Below are 12,988 nucleotides of genomic sequence, written 5' to 3' on the forward strand. Positions count from 1 at the left end.
GAACTTGTCTATAGGTTCATCGGGCGTCATGATGCATCTCAGTAGTCGGCGCGATTCGGTTCCAAACCGATCAAGAGGTCGCACACGCCGCGCCATGATGCATCTCAGTAATCGGCGCGATCCTCGCGCACCTGCATCGATCTGATCAAGTCATCCACCGAAAGGTAGTAGTGCTCCACTTTCGTCACTTCATGCCACGGGAAGCGGGCCGGATCTTTGATCGGCTCCTGAAGTTTCGGTTCGGACGCGCAATCGGTGACGATGTACAGCCAATAGCAATCGCGCCGGTCTTCAGCCACGCGGCGTTCGTTCGGCGTGAGCAGGATGGTGCCTGTCGCACCCGCTAAACCCTTCACTTCGATGAGGCGTAGTTCGCCAGAGCTGAGATCCAAGCTCGTGATGTCGTAGCCCAAGTTCTTCTCGTGAACATCGAAGACTTGACGGCCCTGCGCCCTCTCGTACTCCATCACGACGCGCATGGCCGTGGCTTCGGTTTCAGGATTGGGTTGCAAGCGTCGCACCTCGAGCGCTTGGCGCTCGGGATGGGGCAATACGAGCACGCTGGCGATGCGCTCAACATCTTGAAGCGTGAGCGAGCGCTGTCGCCCTAGCTCCCTGCGCCGCCGATCCCGTCGCTGAAGAAGCTCCGCGTGGCGTGTTTCGGCCATCGCGAGCCGCCCTTCGGCGCCCTGCTCGCCGCGGTTCACCGCTTCCTGCGCCCGCCCGATCTCTTCGTCGGCGCGTTGCAGTAGCTCCGTGAGAGCGAGTTCGACATGCGCGGCAATGCGCTCGATTTCACTCAAGCGCTCGCTGCGCGTGTCTTCGAGAAAGGGCATAAGCGCATGCTCATTGAGCCAAGCCGTGACCTCGCCAGCTTCAACGACGGCGGGCAGCGTCTCTGGCGGGTTTGCGGGGATGAAATTCCCGAGAAGGTTTGGCTCGCGCAGGCTCGGCTCGCCATTGGTCGGGATTTCGACCGCAAACAATCGCTCGTGAATGACCTGGCCCAGGCCGTCCACCACCCGGGCACGGTAGAAATCCACCCGCGCCGGCGCATCGTGCTGGAGCGAATAGAAGGTCGCTCCTTTGCGAAACTCCTCGAGCGCTTTCGCGTGGATGTGGCGGCGGATGGCTTCAAAGAGAGCGTGTCCGGGCGTCACCCATTCTAGATTATGCTTTTCGGCGATCTCTCGATCTGTCGAGAAACGCGGGTATTTTTTGACTAAAGGTGACAGTCGCCAGCCCGGCTCATTCTCGTGTTGGTGTAGCGCCGGGGGAGTCCTTCCCGGATCGAATGTGTGAGGAAGATCGGGAACAGGTTTGAGCGTGAACGAGACAAACTCGGACGCCTCTTGGATGAATCGCGCAATGGTTTCGGGAATAACGCGCCGCTCTTGGGCGCGGGCGCGGCGTTCGATCAGCATTTCGAGATTGAGCCTCTTCGTGGCTAGCCCTTCAAGGGCATTTTGGCAGATGCGGCGAAACTCGCGTTCATCCACGTTCCGAAGCAACCGCTCCTCAAGATCGGCGTCACCGAGCCGCCCAGCGTAATAGTCGCGCAGCACCCGTTCCACATAAGCTGCCGGTAGAACCTCGCCGACCACATTGAACACGGCATCATCATCAAGGGCATTACGGATCTCCTGAAGCTTGTCCAAGAGTCGCTGCAACACCCGGCCCTCGATGGTGTTGGTCGCGACGAAGTTGAAGATCAAGCAGTTTTTGCGCTGACCGTAGCGGTGGATGCGACCGATGCGCTGCTCGAGCCGGTTCGGGTTCCACGGAATGTCGTAGTTGACAAGGATGTGGCAGACCTGAAGATTGATGCCTTCTCCCGCCGCATCGGTGGCGATCAGGATCTGAATAGCACCTTCGCGAAATTGCTGCTCGGCGTACAGACGTGTTTCAGGCTCGTCCCGCGTGCCGGGCCTCATCCCACCGTGAATGCAACCGACGCGGAAGCCCCACGATCTGAGTCGTTCGACCAAGTAGTCGAGCGTGTCTCTGAATTCGGTGAAGATGAGCAGCCGTTTCTCCGGGTCGTTGAAGAAACCCTCCTGCTGAAGCAACTCTCTCAGCTTGGAGAGCTTGGCTTCGGCGCCCGATTGTTCGACGGCGCGCGCCTGAAGGGCTAGCGCCTTCAACTCTTGAATCTCGTCATAGACCTGCTGGGCGTTGCTGGCAAGCGTGACGGCCTCGAGCGCTTTTTCGAGGCGTTCGCGCTCGCTCTCTTCCATCTCCTCCAGTTCGTCCGAATCAGGAAGGTATGGGGGAGCCGACGGCGCAAGGTCTTGGGCCCGCTTCAAGCTCTCCTCCAAGCGTCTGGCCCTGTTTTCGAGCGAGCGCCGCATGGCGTAGGCGCTCGAGGCTAACCGCCGCTGATAAAACGACATCAAGAAGCCGACGGCACGAGCACGCGGGTCGTCGCCCTGGTCGGCGGCCCTAGCGCTCTGTTGTTTGACGAAGCGGGTCACGCCGCGATAGAGATCAAACTCCGCCCCGTCAATGTGAAACTCTACGGTGTGCGGAATGCGTTTTGTGAAGATCTTCTCCGCTACCCACATCCCATCTGGCCGACGCTCCGGGAAATAGACCATGGCCTCCTTCGTGCGGCGTAGGTAAAAGGGCGCGCGGCGCTGATTCATCGCCTCGCGGATGGATTTCACGTCGGCGTAGGCATCGGCATCGAGAAGTCGGAGAAAGAGGCTGAAATTCTCCGGGTCGCCCTTGTGCGGTGTGGCCGTAAGAAGAAGCATGTGATCCGATTGATCGCGCAAAAGCTCACCCAGCTTGTAACGCTGGCTCTTATGGCTCTCGTCGGAAGCCGACATGCGATGCGCTTCATCCACAATGACCAGATCCCAGTGGACCTGGCGCAGACCGGGTAGGATCTCTTCGCGCTTGGCCAGGTCGAGCGAAGTGATGACTCGCTTCTGGTCCAGCCACTGGTTGATACCGAATTGCCCTCGAATGTCACTGCCTTTGAGAACGATGAACTGCGCCTCGAATTTCTCCTTCAGCTCACGCTGCCATTGGAAAGTCAGATTGGACGGGCAGACGATGAGAATCCGCTCCGCCAAACCTCGCAGCTCAAGCTCGCGGATCAATAGGCCCGCCATGATCGTCTTCCCTGCGCCCGCATCATCGGCGAGCAGGAACCGAACGCGCGGAAGCTTGAGTAAATAGTCATAGACCGCTTCGAGCTGGTGCGGCAAAGGGTCAACGCGAGAGATCGAAAGGGCGAAGTATGGGTCGAACTCGTAAGCGATGCCCAGAGAATAGGCCTGCAATCCAAGCCGCAGGAGCCGGCCATCCCCATCGTAGGTCGAGTGAGAATCAATAATGGTCAGACTTTCCAGATCGGATTTAGCCAAAATCACCTTGCGAAAACGCCCCGACTTCACGCCGACCAGTCCCAACTCCCACATATCAGGGCCGATCGCTTGCACCGATTCCACGCGCATCGGCTCATCGAAAAGTGGGCCTGTCAAAACTTGATCCTGCTTCGGCACTGAACCGCCGTTCATCAAATATCTCCTCCGAATTGCGAAAGGTAGCGCCGCGCGGACACGTTAAGGTGTCGGATCCCGCATGTCGCCAAAGATGAGGCGCGACACATGTTCTCTTTTCAGTTAAAGCTTAAAAGAGCTTCGAACAGGCGCGCTATATGGCCAGAACCGGCCCCAAGGAATTATCTACGCAGTGTCCCATAAATCAAGTCGGTCCCTTCAAGGCCGAGATGTTCGGTCATTCACCAAGCCACACTTCCCTGTTAAGGCTGAACCGCAGAAGACCTCTTCTTCTCTAGTCAAGCCACAATTTGCTAGAGATGAACACATCGGTGATACTCTCTGATTCAACGATCGTTCAAAGATCCCGCCTGCAGAGTCTCCTTACCGTCATGGCTTGACACCGCACTGCTACCATCTTAGACTGCTCGTTCGTTATAACGACAGTCCGCTGCGAGGGATCCGTTGTTCAGCTCGAAGAGCAGACCGATCGCCATCTTCTACGAACATCCGGACTGGTTCCGGCCGCTCTTTGCCGAATTGGACCGCCGCGCGATCCCTTATGTGCGGCTCGATGCCCGTTGCCACCGTTATGATCCGCAGACGCGCGCCGAAGATTACGCGCTCTTCTTCAACCGGATGAGTCCGTCGGCCTACTTGCGCGGCGTGGGTCACGCCATCTTCTACACGCTCGGGCTGCTCGAACAACTCGAACGTTCGGGCGTGCGTGTCATCAACGGCGCCGAAGCCTTCAGGTACGAGATCTCCAAGGCGCGACAGTTGCAGCTTCTCGCTTCGCTCGGACTCGACGCGCCGCGCGCTCACGTCATCAACTGCGCGGATCAAGCGCTCGAAGCGGCGCGCGAACTGCGCTTCCCCGTGGTCGTCAAAGCCAACATCGGCGGAAGCGGCGCCGGCATCGCGCGCTACGACACGCCGGACCAGCTTGCGCGCGCCGTCGAGAACGAACGCCTCGATCTCGGCATCGATGGAACGGCGCTGGTCCAGGAGTTCATCCCGGCGCGCAACGGTCACATCACGCGCGTCGAGACGCTCGGCGGGCGTTATCTTTACGCCATCAACGTCTATTCTTCCGCCGACAACTTCAATCTCTGTCCGGCTGATGCATGTCAAACGACCGACGGCGTCGAACTCGCGCGCAGCGCGTGTCCGGTTGATGCGCCGAAATCCGGGTTGCGCGTGGAAGCTTACACGCCGCCCGCGGAAGTGATCGCGGCGGTCGAGCGCATCGCGCAAGCGGCCCACTTGGATGTCGGCGGGATCGAATACATCGTGGACGATCGCGATGGGCGCTTGTACTACTACGACATCAACGCGCTCTCGAACTTCGTCGCCGATGCGCCGCGCGTCGTCGGATTCGATCCCTTCGCGAAGCTGGTCGATTTTCTCGTGGCGGAGGCACGCTGATGCGTTACGGTTACTGGCTGCCGGTCTTCGGCGGTTGGCTGCGCAACGTCGAAGATGAGAAGATGGAAGCGAGCTGGGCTTACGTCAGCAAGCTCGCGCGCCGCAGCGAAGCGCTCGGGTATGATCTGACGCTCATCGCCGAACTGAACTTGAACGACATCAAAGGCGTGGACGCCCCTTCGCTCGATGCGTGGTCCACAGCGGCGGCGCTCGCCGCCGTCACCGAACGGCTCGAACTGATGGTCGCCGTGCGTCCGACGTTTCACAACCCGGCGTTGCTCGCCAAACAGGCAGCCAACATCGATCACATCAGCGGCGGACGGCTCTCGCTCAACGTCGTCGCTTCGTGGTGGGCTGAAGAGGCGCGCAAATACGGCGTGCAGTTCGAACAACACGATGACCGTTACGCGCGCACGGCGGAATGGATCGAACTGGTCGATCGCCTGTGGAAAGAGGATCACTTCTCTTTCGAGGGGCGTTACTACAAGGTCGAAGATGCCGTGCTGCAACCCAAGCCGCTCGCGCGCCCGCGCCCGACGATCTACGCCGGCGGAGAATCGGAAGCGGCCAAAGAGATGATCGCGCGCCTGTGCGATGCCTACGTGATGCACGGCGATCCGCCCGACAAGATCCGGCGCAAGATCGAAGACATGTCCGCAAGGCGCGAGCGGCATGGCTTGCCATCGCTCAAATTCGGCGTCGCCGCTTACGTCATCGTGCGCGACACGGAAGAAGAGGCACAGCGCGAGCTACGGCGCATCACGGACGTGCGCCAATCGGCGGCTGGATATGCCAACTATCAACAGTGGCTCGCCAACACGCAGCTCGAGCAGCGCGTTTCGCTGGAAGATTATTCGGTGTCGAATCGGGGATTGCGCTCCGGTCTCGTCGGCACGCCGGAACAGGTCGCCGAGCGGATCGACGCTTTCGAGGCCGTCGGCGTCGATCTGCTCTTGCTCCAGTTCAGCCCGCAACTCGAGGAGATGGAACGCTTCGCCGAGACGGTGATGAAGCTCAGAGGGGAGAACAGTTTCCTCGCTGTCAGCCACTAGTCAGCCCCACTTGAAAACGCCTTGCGCGCTTTGGCAAGGCGTTCTTTTCTTTTGCGAAATCTCGCGCGAGCGGCTTCCCTTTCACGGGATTTGCGCGCTTTGGCAAGGCGTTCTTTTGCGAAGGTCATCACGTCTGAACCAGCGCGCCCGATCCATCTCCGGTCCAGCAGTTCTTCGCTGGCCGATCACCTCTGCGTTCGCGACAAGAATCGCGCGATGCCTTGACGACAATCTTCGGTCATGCGCGCGATCGCGTTTGTATCGGCGCCGGAGCGCAAAGCCGCCTCGAACGACATGCCGTCCATCTGGTAGAGCAAGCGTTTTGTGAGCACGACGGCAGAGCGGCTCCGATCGGCGAATGTCGAAGCGTAGCGCTCGACCTCCGAAGCGAAGCTTTCATCGGGGAAGACGCGGTTGATCAATCCGATCCGTTCCGCTTCGGCAGCGCTCAACTCTTCACCTCGCGCGATCAATTCGAAGGCCCGTTTCTCCGACACGTTGCGCCGTAAGATGGCCATCACCATCGCCGGCACGAATCCGATCTTCACTTCCGGATACCCGAACCGCGCCGATTCGGCGGCGAGGACGATATCGCACGCGGTCGCCAGACCGCAGCCGCCCGCCAGCGCGCGCCCGCGCACAGCCGCGATGACGGGAATGCGCACGCGGCGAATGTTGAGGAAAAGCTCCATGAGCGTTTCGGCGTCCCGCAAGTTCTCAAGGATGGAACGCTCGGCGATGCGCTCGAGTTGCCGAAGGTCGGCCCCGGCGCAGAAATCCTTGCCCGCGCCAGTGATGATGACGGCGCGCACCGCTTCGTCGGCATCGGCCCGTCGCAACGCCGCATTCAAGCCCGCGACCAACTCGTCATCGAGCGCGTTTCTCTTCTCCGGGCGATTGAGAGTGATGACGGCGATCGCCCCGTCGATCGTGTAAAGGATCGGTCCAGTCGCTTCGTTCATCTTTTCGCCCCCGCGAGAGTCGAATCAGAAGGACATTTCGAGAAAACGCAAAAGCGCATCGTTGACTTCGATCGGCGATTCCTGCTGCACCCAATGCCCGGTCGTCGGCAACCTCACCTCCATGTAGGGAGCATCGATGAGATCGCGCACGCCCGCCACAGTTTGCGGCAGAATGGCGAAGTCGCGCTCGCCATAGATGAACAGCGTCGGCACGCGCACGCGCCCCGCCGCAGTCTTTACGCCGCGCAACAACGCGACCAAACTGGCCCACAATATGGCCCGGTTCGCGCGATAGTAGTTGAGCGCTGCGGTCAAGGCGCTGAGGCCGTTCGCTTGACGAAGCGCCAATTTGTAACACGCGAGATCTTCATCAGTGAAAGTGCCGCGCCGCGCCGTGCGTTTGAAGAGGCTTTCGAGGAGGGCGAAATCGCCAGCTCCGATCAACAACTCAGGCAAATAGGGAAGCTGAAAGAAGAACGCATACCAACTGCTGAGGGCTTGCGCCCAACTCATGTTCTTCAGCCAGACGGCCAATGGCGGGACCTGCAACGCGGCGAGCTTCCACACCGCCTCTGGACAACTCTGGGCCACCGCCCAAGCGATGGCTGCGCCCCAATCGTGCCCGACTAGACCAGCGCGCTCGACGCCGAAGTGGCGGATCAAACCGACCACATCTTCGACGAGCGCAGCGAGGCGATATTCGCCCAACCCTTTCGGCTTATCGCTCAAGTTGTAGCCGCGCAGATCGGGCGCGACGACGCGATACCGCTCGCCGAGCGCGAGCAACTGGTAGCGCCATGAATACCAACATTCGGGGAAGCCGTGAAGCAGTAAGACTAATGGTTCGCCTTCGCCTCGCTCGACGTAATGCAAGCGCACGCGGCCAACCTGCGCATAGCCGTGGCGCAAAGGGCGCTTCGAACCTTTCAACTCATCTCCCATCTTGTCCGAAACAGACGGCTGATCCCAACGCCTCTCGAATCGACCGAATTGGCCCGACCGAGCGGCCCATCGAGAGGCGGTTAACTTTCGAGCAGACCAAGCGCACGCGCTTCATCGTCCGGGATCTCGATCTCCATGCGCAAAAGCGCTGTTGAAAAGGTCTTCCCCTGCGCATCGGTCATCAAAGAGACGGTCCCGCCGCCGCCCAGACTCTCATGCAGCAGGAAGTTGAGCGCGCACAGGTTGGGCAACTCGAACCGCTCGACTCCGCCGCGGCAGATGCCTTTGAAATGCTCGCGCACGCGCTCAGCCGTCACTTCGCGCACAAGTATCGGATAATACTCCTCACGCAACGCGATCAGCCCGATGTTGGCCGTATCGCCCTTGTCGCCAGAACGCGCATGGGCCAATTTCAAAAGCTTAATTCGCATAGCTTCGCCGAAACGATAGGCGATGAGGGGCACGCTTTACGCTGCAGCGTCGTCCATCACCCGATCGCCATTCGCTCACCTGATGACTCCCGCAAGCGGGCTCGATGCGCTCGCGTAAAGCCGCTTCGGCATGCGTCCCGCAAGATAGGCCAGGCGTCCCGCTTCGACCGCAAGGCGCATCGCGCGAGCCATCTGTTCGGGATGTTGCGCTTCGGCGATCGCCGTGTTCATCAAGACCGCGTCCGCCCCGAGCTCCATCGCGATCGCCGCGTCGCTCGCCGTTCCCACGCCCGCATCGACGATCAGGATCGCATCGGGCAACTGCTCGCGCAGGATGCGCAGGTTGGTCGGGTTCTGCACGCCCAAGCCGGAACCGATCGGCGCCGCAAGCGGCATCACGGCAGCGCACCCTACATCCAAAAGCTTCTTGGCGACGATGAGATCATCCGTGACATAAGGGAGCACGACGAAATCCTCTTTGACGAGAATGCGCGCCGCTTCGATCGTCTGCTCATTATCGGGGAAGAGCGTCGTCTGATCGCCGATCACTTCGAGCTTGATCCAGTTTGTGCCGAGCGCTTCGCGCGCCAAACGAGCCGTTCGCACAGCCTCTTCGACCGTATAACAGCCGGCTGTGTTCGGCAGGATCATCAACTTCGGGTCCAGATGATCGAGGAAAGATTCGACTCTTCGGTCCAACGGCACGCGACGGACGGCGACCGTGACGATCTCCGCGCCCGAAGCCGCATGTGCCGCTTTCATCTCCTCGTAGCTACGATACTTCCCCGTCCCGACGATGAGCCGCGATTTGAATCGCCGCCCGGCGATCTCCAAAGCCTCATCGAAAATTGCCGATCTTGTCGCAATCATTGAAAGCCTCGCCTCATACGTGGTCTGCTCGCCTTCAACTCTACCACCACCACACCCCTGAGGCGAAGCGAGGGGCTTTGAGTTTTAAGACGAACGATCGAGATCGAACAGGCGATGAGCGGAGAGCTTCCCGCCAAATCCGCCGCCGACGAAATGCACGATCTCGATCCGATCGCCCTCGCGCAAAACGGTCTGCGGCCAATCGGCGCGCCGTATGACCTTACGGTTCAATTCGACGGCGATCCTCTCCGGAGCAAGCTCCAGCTCCTCGAGCAATCGGCTGAGAGTCAGACCTTCGGCGATCTCACGCTCTTCCCCATTGACGATGACTCGCACTCTGCCCACATCCCGCTTAAGATTTTGCACCGAGCTGGAGAGAGTTTCCACATTCAGGCGTGATGAATCAAGCGGCGCAACTCGGCGCGGTGACCGTCTGCGCTCGCCTCGATCAGGATCGCGGCGCGGCCCGCCGTAAAGTGCGGAATCATGAGACGCAAAGTGGCGATCCCGTTATGGTCCGTGCGCGTGTTGAAGATGGTAGGCCGGAAGGTGGTCCCGAGGATCTTGACTTTCACAAAGGCGTTTGGAATCGCGCATGAGGGGCCATAACCGACGCGCACCGAAAGGACGACCGTCTCACCTGCGCGGAAATCGCGCTCCTCTAATAAAGAGAGTTGCAGATCATCGACGGACGAGGCAGGCAGATCGAGCCACGCGCTCGACTCCGAGCCGTTGGCTGGATGAGGGGCAAAGCGCGGCGCAACCTCAACCGTTGCGTCCGCGCTTTGCGCTTTTTTTTTGAGCGCTCCGCTCTCGCCGCCGCGCCGCTTGCCCTTGTGGGCAGAAGCGCCGTTGCCGTCAGCGCCCATCTGTTTGCCCATACGCCGCAGATCCTCTATCCGCCCCGCACGAATCGCGGCGCAGATCAGCTTATGCTGCCGTTGCAAACGCTCGATGAGCGCTGCTTCGTCAACCTTCCCATCAGTCATCAGATCATCGTAAGAGGTGCGTTTGCTGGCGAGGATCTCACCACCAACGTAGACGAGCGAAACGATGAGGCGCGCCTTCAACCCCTTGTCCTCTGTCTGTACATGGTAGATGGTGCCGTCAAACTCGATGTCCGTGTTGTATCCGGGAATCACTTCATCAAACCTCGCACAGGTGACCTAGGAGGCAAACAGGCTGGGTGCTCCCCTGTCCGCCGGAAGCACAGAGCAAAAACTACCACACACTTTTAAAACGGTCAATTACCTGTTTAACACGCCCGCCCCTTAGTAGAGGCGAAGTCGTCATCACCGCCGAAGACCGAGCGCCTGCGAGCCCTTCTCATCTCGGTGACGGTGCTTGACACTCATTGGAGCATGCACTACGATTCACTTGTGCAACGATTCTCAATCTCCGAACAGGTCGTTGACTGCCGTGCCCTGCGATCGGGCGGAGGAAGATGATGTTCGACCTGAAAGCTTACTTGCCAATCCTATTGATGTTCATCGTCGCGGCTGGATTTGCCGTCTCACAAGTTCTCATCTCGCAACTGATCGGTCCGAAGCGTCGCACGCCAACCAAACTCATGCCTTACGAGTGCGGTAAAGATCCGGTCGGATCGGCGCGCGAGCGTTTTTCGGTCAAGTTCTATCTGGTCGCGATGATCTTCGTGCTGTTTGACATCGAGTTGATCTTCCTCGTCCCGTGGGCGGTAGTCTTCAAGCGGCTGGCCGGGCCGGAGTTCGGTTTGGGCACGCTCATGTACGTCGAGATGATGCTCTTCATCGCGCTGCTCTTTGTCGGCTTCGTCTACATCTGGAAGAAGGGCATCCTCGATTGGAGCCAGGCGGCGCGGCAGGAGGCCGAAGCCGAGGCCGAGATGCTCGCCGGCCAGAGCGGAGAGAGGTTGCGTCGGGCAGCTTGAGGGCACCGACGTTTTTGGTCCGTTACGGACGGTATATCGAGGGGAGAGCTATGGGACTAGAGAACATTCTGACCGAATCGTTGCCGGAAGTGCTGACGACGCGGCTCGATTCGCTGGTCAACTGGGCGCGCAAGTCGAGCCTCTGGCCAGCGACCTTCGGGCTCGCGTGTTGCGCCATCGAGATGATGAACGCGACGAGTTCGCGCAACGATCTGGCGCGGTTCGGAGCCGAGGTCTTTCGCGCTAGCCCGCGTCAGGCGGACGTGATGATCGTCTCGGGGCGCGTCTCGCGCAAGATGGCTCCCGTGCTGCGCCGCATCTACGACCAGATGCCGGAGCCGAAGTGGGTCATCTCGATGGGCGCGTGCGCCACGTCGGGCGGCGTCTTCGACAACTACGCCATCGTGCAGGGCGTGGACAAGATCGTGCCCGTTGACGTCTACATTCCGGGTTGTCCGCCGCGCCCTGAAATGCTCGTGCACGCCATTATGATGTTGCAGGAGAAGGTGGCGAAAGAATCGTTGCGCGACCGCAAGGACGCACCCGAAGAAGAATCGCGCCACGCCGTTTTGCCGGGCACGCTGCCCGTCACGGACCAGACGACGCGCGAGGCCAACGTCGTGCCGGAGTCGCGCCCGTACACGATCGCGTCGCGCCATGAACGGCGACGCTCTTCATAAGATTTGAACGAACGGGTGATCAATGGCCGAAGAGCAGAAGAGTGCGCAGAAAGTCGCGCCGCTGCCGCTCGCGCAGCTGGTAGCGGCGCTCAAGCGTGAGCATCCCGAATGGATCAGCGAAGTGCGCGAAGCGCTTGGCGAGACGACCATCATCGTCCCGCGCGAACACCTGATCGAACTCTGCCGCTACCTGAAGACGACGCCCGGATATGACTTCAACATGCTGGTTGACATCTGCGGCGTCGATCGCGGGCCGGAAGAAGAACCGCGCTTCGAGGTCAACTACCATCTCTTCTCGACGGTGAGCTATCACCGGTTGCGTCTGAAAGTTTTGCTCAACGAAGACGACGTGCATGTGCCGACGGCGACGGTAGTGTGGCGCACGGCCAACTGGCACGAGCGCGAAACCTACGACATGTTCGGCATCATCTTCGATGGGCACCCCGATCTGCGGCGCATCCTCTTGCCGGAAGATTGGCAAGGACATCCGTTGAGAAAGGATTTCCCGCTGCGCGGCTATGAACCGTACAGCTTGAAGTAGGCGCGATAGGGCGTTTCGGAGAGGACGCCGATGGCAACGCAACTGACGCAATCGTTCACGGTCGCCGATCTCGAAGCTCTGCCGGAAGACGGCAACAGGTATAAGCTGATCGGAGGCGAACTATTCGTGTCGCGCGCGCCACGCCTTTTCCATCAACTGTCGCTAAAAAACATCCTCGGGCCACTTTTCGTCTTTCTCGAAGAGAACCCGATCGGCGTGGTCATTCCGGAGCCGGGCGTCATCTTCGGCGAACACGATGCGGTGCAGCCCGACATCGTCCTCATCTCGGCGGAGCGGTTCGATGAAGCCGTCTCTCCAGATGGCGAGCTGATCGCCGCGCCGGATCTGGTGATCGAGATACTTTCGCCGGACAAACAGAACGCGCGGCGCGATCGCGAGTTGAAGCGCAAGCTCTACGCCGCGCACGGCGTGAAGGAGTGCTGGATCGTGGACCAGCTCGCCCTGCGCGTGGAAGTTTACCGTCTCGGACCGGAAGGGTTGAAGCTCGCCGAAACGCGCGACGTAGGCGAGCAGGTGACATCGCCTTTGCTGCCCGGTTTCAGTCTGCCGGTGGCGAAGATCTTCAAGTTCTCTGTGAGCAAACGATGAGCACGACCGTTCGGAACATTCCGCCGCAGTTTGAAGTCATCGATCGTCCGCTCGA

13 protein-coding genes are annotated in these 12,988 nt (G+C 60.0%); 6 read left to right on the forward strand and 7 right to left on the reverse strand.

Going from position 1 to position 12,988, the window contains the following annotated elements; all coding sequences use genetic code 11:
• Positions 1-104: 104 nt before the first annotated feature.
• Positions 105-3,527 carry a helicase-related protein gene (locus tag PYK22_RS02085; protein WP_041973884.1) on the reverse strand — a complete coding sequence of 1,141 codons (3,423 nt, stop codon included), beginning with the start codon at positions 3,525-3,527 and terminating at the stop codon, positions 105-107.
• A gap of 447 nt (positions 3,528-3,974) precedes the next feature.
• On the opposite strand from PYK22_RS02085, the gene PYK22_RS02090 reads away from it, so the two are divergent.
• Together PYK22_RS02090 and PYK22_RS02095 are read left to right on the forward strand one after the other, a co-directional pair.
• Positions 3,975-4,937 carry an ATP-grasp domain-containing protein gene (locus tag PYK22_RS02090; protein ID WP_041973886.1) on the forward strand — a complete coding sequence of 321 codons (963 nt, stop codon included), beginning with the start codon at positions 3,975-3,977 and terminating at the stop codon, positions 4,935-4,937.
• A complete protein-coding gene (locus PYK22_RS02095) occupies positions 4,937-5,989 on the forward strand; it encodes an LLM class flavin-dependent oxidoreductase (RefSeq protein WP_041973888.1) in 1,053 nt (350 codons plus the stop codon). The genes PYK22_RS02090 and PYK22_RS02095 overlap by 1 nt, the downstream gene beginning before the upstream one ends.
• Before the next feature lie 185 nt (positions 5,990-6,174).
• Here the strand turns inward: PYK22_RS02095 and PYK22_RS02100 are convergent, their stop codons facing one another.
• The 6 genes from PYK22_RS02100 to PYK22_RS16225 all read right to left on the reverse strand — a co-directional run bounded on the left by PYK22_RS02100 (position 6,175) and on the right by PYK22_RS16225 (position 10,336).
• Entirely contained in the window at positions 6,175-6,951 is a 777-nt protein-coding gene (locus PYK22_RS02100; RefSeq protein ID WP_041973890.1) for an enoyl-CoA hydratase/isomerase family protein, read from the reverse strand.
• A gap of 24 nt (positions 6,952-6,975) precedes the next feature.
• Positions 6,976-7,893: an alpha/beta fold hydrolase gene (locus tag PYK22_RS02105; protein ID WP_060635231.1), complete on the reverse strand. Its 918-nt coding sequence runs from the start codon at positions 7,891-7,893 to the stop codon at positions 6,976-6,978.
• Positions 7,894-7,973: 80 nt separating this feature from the next.
• On the reverse strand, positions 7,974-8,324 hold the full coding sequence (locus PYK22_RS02110; RefSeq protein ID WP_041974392.1) for an AtuA-related protein: 351 nt from the start codon (positions 8,322-8,324) through the stop codon (positions 7,974-7,976).
• Between the two features lie 75 nt (positions 8,325-8,399).
• Positions 8,400-9,194 (reverse strand): thiazole synthase, encoded by a 795-nt coding sequence (locus PYK22_RS02115; RefSeq protein ID WP_041973892.1) that lies wholly within the window; start codon positions 9,192-9,194, stop codon positions 8,400-8,402.
• Between the two features lie 84 nt (positions 9,195-9,278).
• Complete coding sequence (gene thiS / locus PYK22_RS17870) at positions 9,279-9,539, reverse strand: sulfur carrier protein ThiS (protein ID WP_211197589.1); 261 nt, start codon at positions 9,537-9,539, stop codon at positions 9,279-9,281.
• A gap of 44 nt (positions 9,540-9,583) precedes the next feature.
• Positions 9,584-10,336 (reverse strand): hypothetical protein, encoded by a 753-nt coding sequence (locus PYK22_RS16225; RefSeq protein WP_060635232.1) that lies wholly within the window; start codon positions 10,334-10,336, stop codon positions 9,584-9,586.
• Positions 10,337-10,638: 302 nt separating this feature from the next.
• On the opposite strand from PYK22_RS16225, the gene PYK22_RS02130 reads away from it, so the two are divergent.
• From PYK22_RS02130 to PYK22_RS02145, 4 genes are read left to right on the forward strand one after another with little or no spacing between them, the layout of a single operon-like run.
• Positions 10,639-11,103 (forward strand): NADH-quinone oxidoreductase subunit A, encoded by a 465-nt coding sequence (locus tag PYK22_RS02130; RefSeq protein WP_083437528.1) that lies wholly within the window; start codon positions 10,639-10,641, stop codon positions 11,101-11,103.
• A 50-nt stretch (positions 11,104-11,153) separates the two neighbouring features.
• The gene (locus PYK22_RS02135; protein ID WP_083437529.1) at positions 11,154-11,783 is read left to right on the forward strand and encodes an NADH-quinone oxidoreductase subunit B; all 630 of its coding nucleotides are present in this window, start codon (positions 11,154-11,156) and stop codon (positions 11,781-11,783) included.
• 22 nt (positions 11,784-11,805) lie between these two features.
• Entirely contained in the window at positions 11,806-12,324 is a 519-nt protein-coding gene (locus PYK22_RS02140) for an NADH-quinone oxidoreductase subunit C (RefSeq protein ID WP_060635233.1), read from the forward strand.
• A 30-nt stretch (positions 12,325-12,354) separates the two neighbouring features.
• A complete protein-coding gene (locus tag PYK22_RS02145) occupies positions 12,355-12,933 on the forward strand; it encodes a Uma2 family endonuclease (RefSeq protein ID WP_041973900.1) in 579 nt (192 codons plus the stop codon).
• Positions 12,934-12,988 lie beyond the last annotated feature (55 nt).

The organism is Pyrinomonas methylaliphatogenes (assembly GCF_000820845.2).
GTDB lineage: Bacteria > Acidobacteriota > Blastocatellia > Pyrinomonadales > Pyrinomonadaceae > Pyrinomonas > Pyrinomonas methylaliphatogenes.